This window comes from Thermotoga caldifontis AZM44c09 (assembly GCF_000828655.1).
In the GTDB taxonomy this organism is placed as follows: Bacteria; Thermotogota; Thermotogae; order Thermotogales; family DSM-5069; genus Pseudothermotoga_A; species Pseudothermotoga_A caldifontis.
In genome coordinates this window covers 1465934-1481392 of record NZ_AP014509.1, presented here as the reverse complement: position 1 = coordinate 1481392, position 15459 = coordinate 1465934, and the positions used below count along the sequence as shown (strand labels likewise).

Below are 15459 nucleotides of genomic sequence, written 5' to 3'. Positions count from 1 at the left end.
TAACGCGATCGTGCATTCTTCGAACGGTTCGAGTTGTATAATGATCCTGAACTGTCGAGGTGAACTATGGGCTTGAAGCGGTTGAAGGAACGCGTGTTCTACGCGCCGAATCCTGTGAACATCGGTGTCGTCTACACGTCGCACTCCAGCCTGCTGATCGACAGCGGCATAGACGAATCTGTGGCGAAGAAGCTGTGCCGCGAACTGGAAAAGCCTGTAAGGTTCGTCATAAACACCCATTCCCACGCCGATCACTGTGGCGGCAACTCTTATCTTCGAAAGCAGTTTTCCGCGAAGATCCTCGCACCGGGGATAGAATCGCACATCATCGAAGATCCGATCCTGGAGCCTTTCTATCTCTTCACTGCGTCACCCCCAGAGCAGTTGCGCACCAAGTTCCTCATGGCGAAACCCTGCACCGTCGACGGGACGCTCGAAGAAGGACCGCTGCAGCTTGAAGACGTCACTCTGAACATCGTTCCGCTCGCGGGGCATTCGGTGAACCAGATCGGCGTCGCTGTGGACAACGTCCTTTTCTGTGGAGACGCGTTTTTCTCTGAATCGGCGATCGAGAAGCACAGAATCTTCGTCGTGTACGATGTGAAAAAGTTCCTCGAAACGCTCGATCTTCTGAGCCGTTCAAACTACGATCTCTACGTCCCGTCCCACGGAGAGGCAACGAGCGACATAAAAGATCTGCTCGAAATCAACAGAAAAACGGTCGAAGACGTTGTCGAACGCATCCTGAAGCTTTTGAAGACCCCGCTCACCGCGGAAGGTCTTTTGAAAGAGCTGCTCGATGCGTTCGGTGTGAAAATCGAAAACCTCGTGCAGTTCGTCCTCTACAGGTCCACCGTTCACGCGTATCTGAGCTATCTCCTGAGCGAAAACATGGTCGAAACGGTGTTCAAAGAAAACGTGTTGCTCTGGAAAGTTCGAGCCTGAAACGTTATAATCTTCCTCGAGGTGTTCAGTTTTGAAGGCGAACAGATCGTGTGCGTTGAGTCTGGTGAAATCGCTGTTGGACCGCCACACACCAGAAAGGCTCACTGAAAAAGACTATCGCTGGAACTTCATCGTCAACTGCACCGACAACGCGCTCTTCAATGTTGGCATGGCGATGGGTTCCATGTTCACGCTGTTTCCCGTCTTCGCGAAGAACCTGGGGGCGTCGAACGTGGAACTGGGTTTGATCCTGGCGATCATCAACCTCGGCTGGGGCATTCCCGCCATCTGGGGCGCGAAGATGGCCGAACGCTCCGCGAAGAAGCTGAACCTCGTTCTCAAATACACGATGGGAGAGAGACTACCCTATCTGTTCCTCGCGCTGATCAGCTTCTTCCTGGCCTCTCGTTTTGCGAGGCTCTCGCTGTATCTGGCCACGTTGATGATGGCACTCACAGTGTATACGATGGGCTTCCTCGGTCCACCCTGGATGAGCATGATAGAGAAGGTGATCGATGCCAGAAGGCGCGGAACGTACTTCGCCATGGGTAGTGGTATGGGTGCGATCCTGGGCATAGGAGGTTCGATGATCGCGAAGAATCTGCTCGCCAGCAACCCGTTCCCGCAGAACTTCGGTTACGTCTTCCTCACGGCCTTCTTTTTCTTCATGGCTTCCTTCTTCTTCCTCGCACTCACGAGGGAAGTGCCCGATCCGAAGCTCCACGAAGACGAACCCGTGATCAACTACTTCAGGAACATGAAGAACGTTTTCACGGACAGGAACTTCAGAAACTTTCTGTTCGAGAGGATCATCAGTAGCTTCACCTTCGGTGCGAGCGGTTTCGTAACGGTGTACCTTTTGAAGAAACTGTCCTTACCGGACGACACGGCGGCGAACTTCACCGCGATCGTCATGGCTTCACAGGGCATCTCTTCGTTCTTCTTCGGTCCGCTCGGCGATCGAAAGGGTCACAAGGTCAACCTGCTCGTGAACAAGATCGTCTACGTGGTGGCGCTCGCGTTGACGATCAGCTGCACACGCTTGAGCCAAGCCTACGTGGTCTACGGGTTGATGGGCATCGTGAACACGACGGGCAACGTGGGTGGCATGGCGATCACGCTGGATCTCACTTCCGGCAAGCGCAAGGAACTCTACATGGGTTCGCTGTACTTTCTGACCGCCCCGTTCTCTTTCCTCGCACCGCTGATCTGTGGCAAGCTCGCAGACAGCTTCGGTTACACACTCCCCATGGCCCTGACGGGTGCGATCGGTGTGTTCAACTTCTTCTTCCTTTTGAAGTTCATCTCAGACCCAAGGCGAAAAGAGCAAGCACGAAGTTAACGTGGCGTTCGAAGCCATGTGTATACATAAGTATACTCCCATGGTGAACAATCACCCCGAAGGACTCCGTTCGATCTTCCCTGAACCGCTTCATCCTTTCTGACAGCTTCTTTTTCTGTTCAGAAGCGAAGGATCGTTGTTTCGATCCTCCACGCTGAGCGCAACGAAACCTTTTAGGAAAGAAGTCGTTGCGGACTCTTCATGTATACTTTCGTATATATAAAGTGGGAGCTCCCGCCAGGGATCGTCAAACCCACCCGAAGGAGGTGAGCTGTATGAACGTGCTCGAACTGTTCAACCTCATCGGCCGCATCGTCATGCTGGGAGTCTGTCTCGTGGAGAGGCCGAAGGACGGTGCGAACAAGAAACAGGAAGTGAAGAAGATGGTCTATCAGTTCCTGAACGATTTCAACATCAAAGTGCCGATGCCACAGCCCGTGTTCGACTTCGTGCTCGACTTCATGATCGACAACATCGTGAAGGTCCTGAACAAGACGCTGTGGAAGGAGAATGCCGCTTGATGAGCGAACGTTACGCTGATTGGCAAGAATACGAGGGGACGGTCAGGATGGTCTGCAACCAGTTCTGGAAAAAGTACCATTACTTCATAATCTCTTACGAGGATCTGCTCCAGACGTGTCACTACCTCCTGCTCATGGCGCTGAGAACCTACAAAGAAGGAAAGATGGACAAAGACAAATACATCTACCACTACGTCACTCTCAAACTGAAGGCGATGCTCTTCAACGGCGAATACGCCCCGAATCACAACAACCATCCGTTCACCTGCGCGAAGGAAAGAAAACAGGCTACTGTCTATCTCATGGAAGACGAAGCTCTGGACCTCTACGACAGCTCGATCCTTCACTGCTGAAAGACGGTTCAAACGCAAGAAAGCCCCCGCAAGGGGGCTTTTGTTTTTATGAATTCTTCTTCCACCGGCGGTTCGATCAAAAATGTCCAGTCCCATGCCGATCAGTTTTCTAAAAGTGAACTGTGAGCAACTCATTGTTCCATGAAGTTTCTCATTGCGTACTCGGCGTGCGAGAGATCGCTCAGCTGGTAGGCTGAATCTCTACGGCAAGCTTGTTAGCCAGGCTGACAAAGAATCCTACCACAGTTATGGTCATCTATGAGCTCTGAAAACCCTGTAAGAATGCAGAGACGGTGCTGTTGAGCATAGAAATACATATTGAAATGGTCGAAATTTTGTGCTATCATTTTTGTGAAGAAATTCCCAAGGGAGGTGTTTTCGGATGGACATGTTCTGCTACATGTGCTCGCAGGCTCTGAACAACGAAGGATGCACGAAGGTTGGCGTCTGCGGTAAGAGCCCGACGGTGACAAGGCTTCAGGACAACCTCCTGTACATTCTGGATGGTATTTCGGCCTACTACTACCACGCCAGAGAACTCGGTTACAAGGACGAAGAGATCGACGCGTTCTTCGCAAGATCTCTCTACTCAACTCTCACAAACGTGAATTTCGACGCCCAAAGTTATGTTCAGCTCTCCCTCGAGGCTGGCATGATGAACTACAAGGTAATGAAGCTTTTGAAGAAGGCCCACATAGAAACCTACGGTGAACCAACACCGACACAGGTGGAAACCGGAACGAAGAAGGGTCATGCCATCATCGTCACCGGTCACAATCTGAAGGCGCTCGAGGAGCTTTTGAAGCAGGTGGAAGGAACCAACGTGTACGTCTACACCCATTCGGAGATGTTGCCCGCGCACGGTTATCCACGATTGAGGAGGTTCAAAAACCTCGCAGGAAACCTTGGAGGTGCGTGGCACGACCAGAGAGTCCTGTTCGCGAAGGTTCCGGCGGCCATCCTGGGAACTTCGAACTGTGTCCTCATACCCACAGAGGCTTACAGGGACAGGATGTTCACGACGAGCATCGCGAGGCTGCCAAACGTGAGACACATAGACGGTTACGATTATTCTCCCGTCATAGAGAAGGCGCTCTCTCTGCCCGAGCTCGAAGAAAGGCCGAGTAACTACAAAATCACAACCGGTTTCTCGGTGACATCAGTGCTGGGCCTGGCGGACAAAATAAAGCATCTGGTCGAATCTGGAAAGATCAGGCACTTCTTCGTGATAGGCGGTTGCGATACGCCCATGCGCAAAAGCAGCTATTACAGAGAGTTCGCTCAGAAGCTGCCGAAGGACACCGTCATCATCACCCTTGCCTGCGGAAAATACAGGCTGAACGACATCGACTTCGGTGAAATAGACGGTGTTCCGAGACTGATAGACGTCGGACAGTGCAACGACACGATCGTCGCCATCGAGATAGCCCAGGCTCTGTCACAGCTTTTCAACAGGCCAATCAACGAATTGCCGCTGACGCTCGTTCTCACGTGGATGGAACAGAAGGCGGTGGCCATTCTCTGGACGCTGCTCGCGCTGGGTATCAAGGGTATATACATCGGTCCGGTGCTACCTGCCTGGATCAACGAGGAGATACTGAACATCCTGAAAACCAGCTACGATCTCAGATTGATCAGCGATCCAGAAGAAGACATCAAAGCGATCCTGAAATCTTGAAGACATTCTCTCTGAAGGGCGGCTTTTGCCGCCCTTTTATTTTCCCTTTTGAACATTTTGCCGCTCTGGTTACTAACCGATAAGTACAAAATCTTTTAAACCGTATGGTTTAAAACAATCCATCCGTGGTAGAATCACAGCGTGACAAAGCTTCTAACGAAGGGGCGAACGTTATGAACCCGTTCAAGGTGGGCAAAGAGTACAGCAGGGAACATTTCATAGACAGAGACAAAGAGCTCGCGTACATGAAGCAGGTGAGCGAGAGCGGGAACAATCTGGTCCTTCTGGCTCCGAGAAGGTTCGGCAAGACCTGGCTTCTTCACAGGTTCGCTGAAGAGACGCCCCACACGGTCGTGTACGTGGACCTTTTCGGAGTGATCTCGCTCAAAGGTTTCGCGATGCAGATCATAGACAGGTCCTTCAAGATTCTGAAGGCGAAAGATCCCGTGGCATTCGTGAGCAGATATCTCAAAAACCTCGCGAGGTACGTTTCGTTCACGGTCGCGCTCAAAAACGTCACCTTCAGCCTCTCACCGGAGGTGGACGACGAAACGCTGCTGAACGAATCTTACAATCTCCTTTCCAGCCTGGCTTCAACGTTGAAGAAGAGAGTGATCGTGATAATCGACGAATTTCAGGAGTACGAGAGGATCCACGCGAACCTTCCAGAAAGTCTCCGAAGCTTCTTTCAATCCGAAAACAGAGTGTCTTTCATCTTCGCCGGTTCGAGGCGGCACATGCTCGAAAAACTCTTCTTCCACAACTCCGGCACGCTGTTCCGCTCCGCGCTCAGACTGGACATAGAGACCTACCTTCCAAAAGACGAATGCATCGCGTACGCGAAGGGTAAGTTCAAAAACTCTCACAAGAACCTGAGCGACGACGCCGCCGATCTCATCTACGAGCTCACCCGGGGTCATCCCTACTTCTTCCAGCTCCTCTGCTTCGAAGTCTGGAACAGAACCGAAAACACTGCAACGGTTGAGATCGTCCGTGAATCCTTCGAAGCTCTTTTAGACCGTGAAGCTTACAGCTACGATGCGCTCATCGACCAGCTCGGCTATCGCTACGCGAAGAACGTCCTCGCACTCCTCTCCATGGAAGGTCAGGACATATTCAGCCAGGACGCCTTGAGAAAGTACGAGATTCCAAACCCCGCGATCGTGAACAAAACGATCAGGGTTCTGAGCGAGTACGGCATCGTCGAAAAGATAGCCAGGGGCAAGTATCTGATAACCGATCCTCTGTTCGAAAAATACATTCAAAGAAGGATGAACCTTTAAAAGGTCCGGCCGCTATTTCAACTTCTCGAGCTCTTCTTGAGCCGTTTTCACAGCTTCTCTGTGTGTTCCTACCAACAGTGGGTGTGGCTCACCCACCACGACTTTCTGGAACATCTCTCTCGCCCTGTCTTTCTTGTTCGTCTTCAGATAGAGAAAACCGAGTTCCAGATATACGTTCGGATAGTTCGGTGTGAGCTGTGCCGCGGCGAGAAGCAGTTCTTCAGATTTTTTGAAATCGTTCAGTGGCCAGGGAACGTCTCTGTACCTCATTCCTGAAGCGATCAGGGCGAAGGTTTTGTACAGTCTCTGTTCTTCATCGTTTTCGTTCAAGAGAGAGATCGCCCTGTTTATGTATTTGTCGAAATCACCGAGCATGAACAGGCTCTGGACGATTCCTTTGTACTGAGCCAGTCTTCCGATCGCCGCACCGGCTACGTAGCTCGCCCTACCGTTGTTGCCGTCCAGCTTCAGAGCTTCTTCCGCGTATTTTCTCGCCTGCTCGAGGGTCTTTTCCTTCAGTTCTTTCGAAACGCCCCAGTCTCCGTACTCCAGATAACAGTCCGCCAGTATCGTGAGCAAAAGTGAGTTACTCTTCAAATCACTTCTGGCTTCGATCGTTTTGATTATCCATTCCATCTTTGCCACGTCTCTGTCCCTTCTCGCCTCGTAAAACAGCTGGTTCATTTCTTTCTCGAACGATGCGAAGATGAACACCGCAAAGAGCAGTACCGCCACCAGCAAGCCCTTCTTCACAGAAGTTCCCCCCTTCATGAAGATGAAACACGATGACGGTTTTTGAGACCCGACGATTTCAGTTTTATTATATCTTTCCATGCCGATGAATCACCTGCGTCCAGCAACGACTAAATCCGTTTCACTGTGAAACGTTTTTAAGCCTGAATCGTTTCGTATCGAAACGATATTTGGAAAAATTGCCACAATCCGTTTCACACAAAAACGGTCTATGATGTAATCAGTTTTGAAGTATGAACATGCGGGGGAATGCGACATGGAGCTGGATCGGATGATTGAAAAACTCGAACTGCGTATGAACAGGCTGATCAGCTTCTTGCCGGAAAGAAAAAGGCTTTACTTCGACGATTTAGAAGAACAATTTCAAAACAGGGCGATCCTGCTGTATGGTCCAAGGGGTGTCGGCAAAACTACTTTCTTGCTCTTCATGGCAAAAAAGCAGAACTTACTCTACATCTCCGGCGACGATCCGCTACTTTTGAGTTGTCCTCTACACAGTTTGATCGAACAGATCCTCATGAATTATCACGGCATCATCATAGACGAAGTCCATTCTCTACCAAACTGGAGCCTCATTCTCAAAAACATCTACGATTCGTTTCCCAACAGGATCGTATGGGCCAGCGACAGTAGCTCGGTGATACTGAGGCAAACCGTGGTGGACCTTTCAAGAAGGTTCGTGCTGATCAAACTCCCCCTGATGTCCCTGAGAGAATATATCTACCTTGAAACGGGCAAGGTCATAGACAGACTGCGTTTTCCTTCAGAAGATCTTTTGGGCTACGCGACTGAGGTGATGAGACAGGTTGATGTGATGAACTACTTCAAAGACTACCGTGAGAAAGGAACAAGACCGTTCTACACTGAGGGAAATTTCAGAGAAAAGATGATGAACATCCTTGAAAAAACAATATATTACGATATCACCCACTTCGTTGGTGCTGTGAGCGATAACCACTTCGGAGTCATGAAGGCCATAATCAGTCATCTCTTGTATTCAGAGATTCCAACCATCAACGTTGAATCCATGTGCAAGGAATGGTCGATAGGAAAACCGAAACTTTATCAGCTGCTCATGGCCATGGAACAGGTCGGTTTGATCAACATCGTGCCTAAGGGAAAGGTTGAAAGACCGTACTCAAAAGGTTCAAAGATGTTCTTCGCCGATCCGACCCTGTACTACGTTTTTGAAGGAGAGGTTGGAAACTTTCGAGAAGCTTTCACCGTGTTCGCATTGAAAGAGAAAGGAAAGATCTACGCTGCGGAGGATGAACGCGAGGCAGATTTCATCTTTGAAGGTCTGAAACTTGAAATCGGAGGCAAGAAGAAATCTTCCAAATCGAGCGATTTTGTGCTCAGAGACGATATCGACCTTCCGTTGAGAAATGTGATCCCTTTGTGGATGCTCGGCATGCTGTGGTGAAACCTTCAACGATCTCGACAACCTGCCGCATGAGGCACTTGTTGAAACACGTTGACCTTCCAGCAGGTCACATTCACACAGTGGCTTCGCCGAAGGCTCCTGCTGGAGATTTTCATCACCATCTATTTCTTCCCGAGCCCCTGTAGGCAACAGGGAATCCTGTCGGGCTTTACAAAAATACGGAGAACCTCTTCGATGACTGAAATTTTCGTCTCAACATCGTTGACAAACCTGCCCCCTTCGGAACTGGCTTTCCTGCCCAGAAGATTGAAGGTGTCGGTATTCATCGACCGCATTCGATAGATTCGTACGATCTTATCGAACATCGCAAAGAAGGCGCAGTTTTCTGTGGAATTGAGATGGATCTACGGATTTAGCATGTTTGTGGCGTAACAGTTCAGAAGCGGTGGAACTCAAAAGAATTTCACGAGCCATCACAGGTCCAAGCGGGAAGCGTTCTATAAAGCAGGACATTTCGCGCTTTGTTTCAATTAGAGACATCAGCAACAATCCGGCCGTGTTCTGGGAAGAGGACGAAGCGGTCATCACGGTGAATGGAAAGCCAAGTATCATCGAGAGACACGACAGGTGTTGAAAGGGACCGTAGTTTTTCAAACCGGCAGAGTATAATAAAATGAAAGGTGGTATTGATTTGGAGAAGAGCAAAGATTGGCTGGATGCGGCAAAAGATGATCTGGAGCACGCCAAACACGATCTGGAGCACGGTTTCTACAACTGGGCATGCTTTTCTTCCCAGCAGGCGGCAGGAAAAGCTGTGAAAGCTGTGTTCCAAAGAATGGGTGCACAGGCATGGGGACACTCCGTAGCAGATTTGCTCGAGGAACTCTCCAGCCACTTTGAAATCCCTGAAGAACTCCTGGATTTTGCTCTCGAACTGGACAAAGCCTATATCCCCACCAGGTACCCGGATGCCCTCCCCTCTGGATCTCCCAGAAACAGATATACCAGAATCGAAGCTGAAAGGCTGGTGAACTATGCCGAAAAGATCGTCAGGTTCTGTGAGGATCTTCTATCCAGAATATGACAAAGAAAAGGTCCTGGAGATAATCAGAAACTCCCTTCCACAGCTTCTGAAGGTACTTCCCGTGAGGCTTGTTGTGCTCTTTGGCTCTTACGCGAAAGGAAACTTCACCGCCTTCAGCGACGTCGATCTCCTCGTAGTTTATGATGACCCAATCAGAGAAGATGCCTACAGAATAGTGAAAAAGACCATCAGGTTGAAAGGCCTCGAACCCCACGTCTATTCCCTGAGCGAGTACAGACAGATGGAAAAGACCATCGCGAAGATGATCGAAAACGGAGTGGTTGTTTACAAGGAAGAAATTCCATAGATGGGAATCCTTGCGTTGAAGTGCCCGATATTGAATTAAGATCTTCTGTCCACCAGAACACTCAAAAGATCGGCTGCTGTTCGTTTCACAAAATCACCTTCGTGTCATTCGATTTTCATTACCGCCTTGGCATCGCTGGCAGACTCACAGCTTTCGCTGACAGGGTTTTATAACTTAGCGCAGTTTTCTGCGGAATGGATTACAAAAATACATCAAATCTTGATGACGTGACAAAGACGCTTCGAACCTGCAGGTTCAGAGGCGGCGGAACTCAAAAGAGTTTCACGAGCCATCACAGGTCCAAGCAGAAAGCCTTCTATAAGGCGGGTAGTTCACCGAATGGATAAAATCACACTAAAAGGTGGCGAAGGATTCAGCGCACCTGAAGAACCCGCAGTCTCAGAAGTATTGTGATGTTTTGTTTGACATATTGTAGGACATATCGTATGATATTACTGGAGGTGATGGTATGCGCTTTGTTTCAAGCAGGGATATCAGGAACAATCCGGCCGTGCTCTGGAAGGACAGCGAAACGGTCATCACGGTGAATGGAAAGCCAAAGGCTGTTGTTGTGAGAATCGAAGGAGATCCAAAAGAGATTCTGGATTTCATAGAAAGAATGAGGGTCCAGATGGCCGTTGAGAAGTTACGGATGTTCTCACTGGAAAAAGGACTGAACAGGCTCTCAGAGGATGAAATCGAAGAGATAATAAGAGAGGCAAGGAAACAGAAATGAAAGTCGTTGTTGACACAAACGTTTTGGTGTCTGGAATCATAAATCCACACGGCAGGCCTGCCCATATCCTCAATCTTGTCCTTGATGGAAGGCTCATACTCTGTATTGATTCGAGAATATACAGTGAGTATGAAAGAGTTCTTCTAAGTCCAAAGTTTTCTTTTCCTGGCGAGCCTGTGAGAATACTCCTGGATTTCATAAAAAGAAAGTCTGTTTTCGTGGTACCATCACTTCTCGGAATAGATCCACTCGACGAGTCGGATCTTCCCTTTTTAGAAGTTGCCTTTTCAGCAAAAGCCCCTATCGTGACAGGAAATAAAAAGCATCCTGGAAACATGAAAGGAACAGAGATGTACACTCCCTCTGAGTTCATTGAGAAGTTCATTGGACGCACTCTTTGAAATGCTCTTTCTTATGCATCGTCAGGGCGTCTTGTTTTCCCAATGGGATCATACGCAAAATCACTCATACCTCTGAGAAGAGCTTCTGTCCACCATCGCAGGGAACGCATTATTCCAGTTGCCTGAACAGTGTCGCTCTTTGAATCACTGTTCCCTGCCCATACAGGAGTTTTCGCACGAATTTGACGAAGATATAAATAGAACGTTTCTTCATACCTGAAATACTCTACTTTTTTGAAAGTTCACTTAGACGCCCCTTGAGCTTTCTGTGCCCTATAGACGATTTCCTTATTTTGTCTGCCAGTTCGCACACACCGAATGCGTGCCTGTTCAATCTTTTTTCCTCAAAACGAGACCATTCGATTTAAATTCCAGGGCAACGGCATTCATAATCCTGGCATCGTCGACATACTCGATGGATGATGGACAGGCTCGACAGTTTTTTCGCTGGCAGGGTTTTATAATTTGAAAATCGTGTCGGTATTTATCGACCGCATTCGATAAATTCGTACGATTTTATCGAACGAAATAGAGAAATTCGAACGAATATGATAGAACAGGATAGTATTCCTCCAGGGAGTGGTTCGCGGTGAGAATGGACGAGCTCTACATAATGAACCCCTGGTGGCGGGATCCAGAGGGTATAAACTTTGATCGGCACGTATCGACGTTCGAAAGCTGCAGATTCAAGTACTTTCCAGAGAGTCTTTTCAAGAAAATCCCATCGAGCAAACCCGGGATATACACGATAAGGGGTCCCCGCCAGATAGGGAAAACAACTTTCCTGAAGCTCTACATAAGAAAGCTTTTGAACGACGGCGTGAAGCCCTCAAACATTTTCTTTTTCACCTGCGACGCGGTGAAAGATAGGTTCGAGCTGATAGAAACGCTGAAGATCTACTTTCAGATTTTCGAAAGAAAGGCGAACGAGACGAGGTATCTTTTCATAGACGAGATAACATCGCTGGAGGACTGGCAGAAGTCCATCAAATATCTGGTGGACATCGGTTTGCTTGAAAACTGCCTCGTCGTACTCACCGGTTCTTCCGCTTTCGACCTGAAGAAATCGAGTGAAAGGCTTCCGGGAAGAAAAGACCACGGTGAAGATCTGGTGTATCTTCCTCTCACCTTCAGAGAATTTCTGGAAAGTATGGGAGTTTCGGTGGAAAGAATGTCAGTGGATGATGTCTTCGCACGGAGCGATGAGGAACTTCGAACTCTGTGTCTCAAGAACGCCTTTTTGAAGGAGTACTTCTTGAAATATCTGAACACGGGTGGATTCCCAAAAGTGATAGACGCTTTCTTGAAAGAAGGCAGGATCGACGAGATCACGAAAGGAACTTTCCGCGATTTCATCCTGGGCGACGCGGAAAGATATTTGGGATCGAGGATCAGGATCGTGGAATTCTTCAAAAAACTTCCAGACATAGCTGGACAGCGCTTCTCCTGGAACTCTCTCGTCAATGTGTTCAGCGGTGCTATAGAAAGTGTCGACACGATTCAGAAATACTTCGATTATCTCGGTTACAGCTTCATTCTCGTGAACGTGTTCTTCGTTGATATTTCCAGAAAGACCATCAGGTTGAAGAAACAAAAGAAAACGTACCCTATCGACAAGATCGTGGCTGACATTGTTGAAGACATCAGCGGAAAACAGATCAAGCTTCGCCAGATCGTGGAGATGCTGATTCTGAGACACCTTATAGGGAGCGGAAAGACCCTGCTGAACGGCACTAACCTTTACGAGGGACCATTTTTCTGGTATTCGGATCGTGGAAACGAGATAGATTTCGTTTTCGAACACAGAGGTTCTTTCATACCGGTTGAAATCATATACCAGAACAAGATAAACAGATCCGATTATCTTGGAATGAAGAAAGTCTTCAAGAAGGGAATCCTCATCACCCAGGATGCAGCTTTCAGGGACGAGAACATCGTGGCGATCCCCGCGTGGCTCTTCCTTGCGGTGTTTGAAGGCAACGAATAGCAACCTCTGTGTTCATGCTGTTCGAAGAAATCTCTGCTCTCAGCACACGAGGAAGCTTTCATCAGTTCGAAAGGTGAGCTCCACGAGCCACAGTGCTTTCATGAATGTCGATCAGCCTCCACCAGGAATAACGATTTCAGAAGAAGCCTGGTCAAGTCAATACGACACAGTTTCTACAATGAGCCTATTGAGCCGTGCTGAAAAGATCGCCTGACACTCGTGGTGCTCCTTGGCTCGTACGCGAAGGAAACTTCATCACCTTCAGGCGATGTCGAACTTCTGGTGGTGTAGGAAGACCCGATCCAGGAAGATGCTTACAGAAGTGAAAAAGGCGATCGAACTGGAAAGTCTCGAACCCCCACGTTTCCTCCCTGAGCGAATGAAATACCATCACGAAGATGATCGGAAATACTTCTCCCTCGCTTTCTTTTCGAACCAGTTCACAAAGTCGAGAAAGTCACTTCCAGCGATGTAAAGCACATCGAAGGTGTGAAGGTACGCGTACCTGGAAAAATATATCCCCAACCTTTTCACTCTGTGGTCTGGCGGCGCGCCGTCGATTTTTCCGATCGTGTGGAGAACGTAGTAACCCACCAGCTGGTGAAAGTAGCTTTGCTTCAGCTCGAGCTTTTTTGTAGTTTTTATATCGATCAGCGCATCGTCTATCAGCAGATCGCAATCTGCCCCACGGACCAGTCGAGACGCCCTCCCAAAGGTTGGGTTCAGGATGCATATCTGCTTTCATCTAAAAAGTTTTCCTTGTACGCCACTTCCAGACCTTCCCTGTACACCCTTTCCAGCTGTGCCAACAGCAACACCGCTTTGAACAGCTCATGGTTCGCAACACCCGTTTTGAGGTATTCGCCGTAAGCTTCTTTGCAAATTCGATCGTTTCTTCAGCTTTTCGTATGATACCAGTATCGAAAGGCAACGCGTCGCGCGACTGTAAAAGCGGTGCCAAAAACAGCAGATCGAGGGCCTTCTCGCTGGCCCACGGACTCTCCATGGCATCACGATTCAACCGTTTCACGTAGAAACGCAGTAGATAATCGAAGGCTGTTCCAGCGAGCGAATAGTTCTCCGTGAAAGTAGGTGCCAAAAGCTCGGCAGAAACGTTGAACTTCGGGATTTTGAAAAACTTTCTGAACGCGTTGCGTACTTCTTCATCTTTCAAGAAAGATGTCAGGCTCACACGTTTCACCCTTCAGCTACCTGTGCGAACATCTTCATCCGCTTTGATCGTTTCGTCCGCCGTGTTCATCTCCATCGAAACGTCACCGCTTGCGATCGATCTACCTTTCGAAGCGAGTTTCTTTATCTCGTCGCTCGCGTTCGAGATAGATTTCAGTGCCCTATCTATGGACGAGATCCTCCTGTCTATGTCTTCGAGGAGCTTCAACAGAGCCTCCACGATCTGTCTGTACTTTCCCGCTTCGTTCTGCTTCGTGGTGAAGTACCTCGCTTCCAGATAGTGCGCGACCGCCAGGATTTCTTTGTAAGAACACAGAAAAACGTTGTGCTGTTTCGCTGCCGCGACGAGCTCAGGGGCGATGTCGAGGACGAGCGAGGGCAGCACCATGATGCAGCTGTCTATCGTGTTGGCATGGTTGCAGTATTTTTTGACGTTCTCCACTTCCTTCATCACCCTCTGAACGATCTGCTTCTTCAGCTGCTCTCGCTCCTCAGGCTTTTCTTTTTCTTCGTATTCTTCAGCCAGAGAGAAAATCTCCGGGAACTTGGAATCGATCGGGATGTACTTTCCATCGCCCAGGTTCCACGCGAACTCCACGGTCATCGAACCTACAGAGAGATTCTTGACAACCGTTCCTGTTTTTATCGTTTCGCTCAGAGCCTCGCTCAGGAGCATCTCTCCCATCTTTCCCCTGCTCGCGGTTCCGGAGATCGTGTGCATGATGTTCTCCATGATCCTTCTCATGTCCTTCAGTTCCGCGTCACGGCGCTTTTCTATCTCTTCCCTCGTGACGCCCTGCTGCAGCAGGAACTGCTCGGTGGAAGCTCTCTGTTCGTCGATGAAACGTTTCATGTTTTCGACAAGCTGCGCTATTCTTTTCTCTTTTTCCTCATCGATCTTCAGCATGTTCTTGGAGAATTCCTCGAAGGTGCGTTTCATGTTCTGCATGAACTCCTCCATCCTTTTGTCGCGCTCCAGCGTCAGCTTCTTCTCGCTGTCTTTGATCTCTTCGTACCTCGCTTTGAGTTCCGCCACGAGACTGGAAAGGTTGCTCAGAGAATTCATGTGGGACGAAAAAGCACCTTGCTGCTTCACAAATTCAGAGAACTGTTGCAGCAAAAGCGCCAACAACGATTCGACGTTCTTCTGGCTTTTGCTCTTTGCGGCCGATCGTCCCACAACGTACCCGAGCAGAAATCCAAAAAGAAAGACTGTTCCGAGAGCCACAAAAAACAAATTCATGGAATCCATCGAATCCCCCCGCTGCATCGCGCGTGCTATTCTATTCTAAATCAAGATTCGCTCGTCTGTAGAAAGACTTTCACTCACGATGCTCCGTTCGATCCACCCACACTTTCCTGTTCGACCATTCACATTCTCCGGCCGAGAACCTTTCAGATTATCTTGGGGGCTTTTGCTGCACATACTCCACAAGGCACGAATTCCTTCTTTGCGATCGTGGCAAAGAACTGGGCCTGCGAGCAAACCGAAAG

Annotated in this window: 16 protein-coding genes; 12 read left to right on the top strand and 4 right to left on the bottom strand. The window is 48.9% G+C overall.

The window, feature by feature from the left end; translation table 11 throughout:
• The first annotated feature begins 66 nt into the window (after positions 1 to 66).
• From TSP01S_RS07310 to TSP01S_RS07285, 6 genes are all read left to right on the top strand, one after another.
• A complete protein-coding gene (locus TSP01S_RS07310; RefSeq protein ID WP_041077436.1) occupies positions 67 to 945 on the top strand; it encodes an MBL fold metallo-hydrolase in 879 nt (292 codons plus the stop codon).
• 31 nt (positions 946 to 976) lie between these two features.
• Positions 977 to 2287 carry an MFS transporter gene (locus tag TSP01S_RS07305; protein WP_231848543.1) on the top strand — a complete coding sequence of 437 codons (1311 nt, stop codon included), beginning with the start codon at positions 977 to 979 and terminating at the stop codon, positions 2285 to 2287.
• Positions 2288 to 2562: 275 nt separating this feature from the next.
• On the top strand, positions 2563 to 2808 hold the full coding sequence (locus TSP01S_RS07300; protein ID WP_041077435.1) for a hypothetical protein: 246 nt from the start codon (positions 2563 to 2565) through the stop codon (positions 2806 to 2808).
• The gene (locus TSP01S_RS07295) at positions 2808 to 3161 is read left to right on the top strand and encodes a hypothetical protein (RefSeq protein WP_144380649.1); all 354 of its coding nucleotides are present in this window, start codon (positions 2808 to 2810) and stop codon (positions 3159 to 3161) included. The genes TSP01S_RS07300 and TSP01S_RS07295 overlap by 1 nt, the downstream gene beginning before the upstream one ends.
• 382 nt (positions 3162 to 3543) lie before the next feature.
• Positions 3544 to 4839, top strand: coding sequence for a hydroxylamine reductase (gene hcp / locus TSP01S_RS07290; protein ID WP_041077433.1), 1296 nt, complete (start codon positions 3544 to 3546; stop codon positions 4837 to 4839).
• A 173-nt stretch (positions 4840 to 5012) separates the two neighbouring features.
• The gene (locus TSP01S_RS07285; RefSeq protein ID WP_041077432.1) at positions 5013 to 6122 is read left to right on the top strand and encodes an AAA family ATPase; all 1110 of its coding nucleotides are present in this window, start codon (positions 5013 to 5015) and stop codon (positions 6120 to 6122) included.
• Between the two features lie 12 nt (positions 6123 to 6134).
• Here TSP01S_RS07285 and TSP01S_RS07280 read toward each other — a convergent pair whose 3' ends face one another.
• On the bottom strand, positions 6135 to 6875 hold the full coding sequence (locus TSP01S_RS07280) for a tetratricopeptide repeat protein (protein ID WP_231848542.1): 741 nt from the start codon (positions 6873 to 6875) through the stop codon (positions 6135 to 6137).
• A gap of 256 nt (positions 6876 to 7131) precedes the next feature.
• On the opposite strand from TSP01S_RS07280, the gene TSP01S_RS07275 reads away from it, so the two are divergent.
• The 5 genes from TSP01S_RS07275 to TSP01S_RS07255 all read left to right on the top strand — a co-directional run bounded on the left by TSP01S_RS07275 (position 7132) and on the right by TSP01S_RS07255 (position 10787).
• A complete protein-coding gene (locus TSP01S_RS07275) occupies positions 7132 to 8298 on the top strand; it encodes an ATP-binding protein (protein ID WP_041077431.1) in 1167 nt (388 codons plus the stop codon).
• 634 nt (positions 8299 to 8932) lie between these two features.
• Positions 8933 to 9343 (top strand): HEPN domain-containing protein, encoded by a 411-nt coding sequence (locus TSP01S_RS07270; protein WP_041077430.1) that lies wholly within the window; start codon positions 8933 to 8935, stop codon positions 9341 to 9343.
• Complete coding sequence (locus TSP01S_RS07265; protein WP_041077429.1) at positions 9294 to 9650, top strand: nucleotidyltransferase domain-containing protein; 357 nt, start codon at positions 9294 to 9296, stop codon at positions 9648 to 9650. The genes TSP01S_RS07270 and TSP01S_RS07265 overlap by 50 nt, the downstream gene beginning before the upstream one ends.
• Before the next feature lie 469 nt (positions 9651 to 10119).
• Complete coding sequence (locus tag TSP01S_RS10390) at positions 10120 to 10386, top strand: hypothetical protein (protein WP_041077428.1); 267 nt, start codon at positions 10120 to 10122, stop codon at positions 10384 to 10386.
• The gene (locus TSP01S_RS07255; protein WP_041077427.1) at positions 10383 to 10787 is read left to right on the top strand and encodes a putative toxin-antitoxin system toxin component, PIN family; all 405 of its coding nucleotides are present in this window, start codon (positions 10383 to 10385) and stop codon (positions 10785 to 10787) included. Before TSP01S_RS10390 ends, TSP01S_RS07255 begins: the two co-directional genes overlap by 4 nt.
• Positions 10788 to 10798: 11 nt before the next feature.
• Here the strand turns inward: TSP01S_RS07255 and TSP01S_RS10400 are convergent, their stop codons facing one another.
• A complete protein-coding gene (locus TSP01S_RS10400) occupies positions 10799 to 10969 on the bottom strand; it encodes an RAMP superfamily CRISPR-associated protein (RefSeq protein ID WP_331708175.1) in 171 nt (56 codons plus the stop codon).
• A gap of 407 nt (positions 10970 to 11376) precedes the next feature.
• On the opposite strand from TSP01S_RS10400, the gene TSP01S_RS07250 reads away from it, so the two are divergent.
• Complete coding sequence (locus tag TSP01S_RS07250; RefSeq protein WP_041077426.1) at positions 11377 to 12774, top strand: ATP-binding protein; 1398 nt, start codon at positions 11377 to 11379, stop codon at positions 12772 to 12774.
• A gap of 745 nt (positions 12775 to 13519) precedes the next feature.
• Here TSP01S_RS07250 and TSP01S_RS07240 read toward each other — a convergent pair.
• The gene (locus tag TSP01S_RS07240; protein ID WP_041077424.1) at positions 13520 to 13966 is read right to left on the bottom strand and encodes a hypothetical protein; all 447 of its coding nucleotides are present in this window, start codon (positions 13964 to 13966) and stop codon (positions 13520 to 13522) included.
• Positions 13967 to 13978: 12 nt separating this feature from the next.
• Positions 13979 to 15208, bottom strand: a complete 1230-nt coding sequence (gene rmuC, locus TSP01S_RS07235; protein ID WP_171816814.1) for a DNA recombination protein RmuC — start codon at positions 15206 to 15208, stop codon at positions 13979 to 13981.
• Positions 15209 to 15459 lie beyond the last annotated feature (251 nt).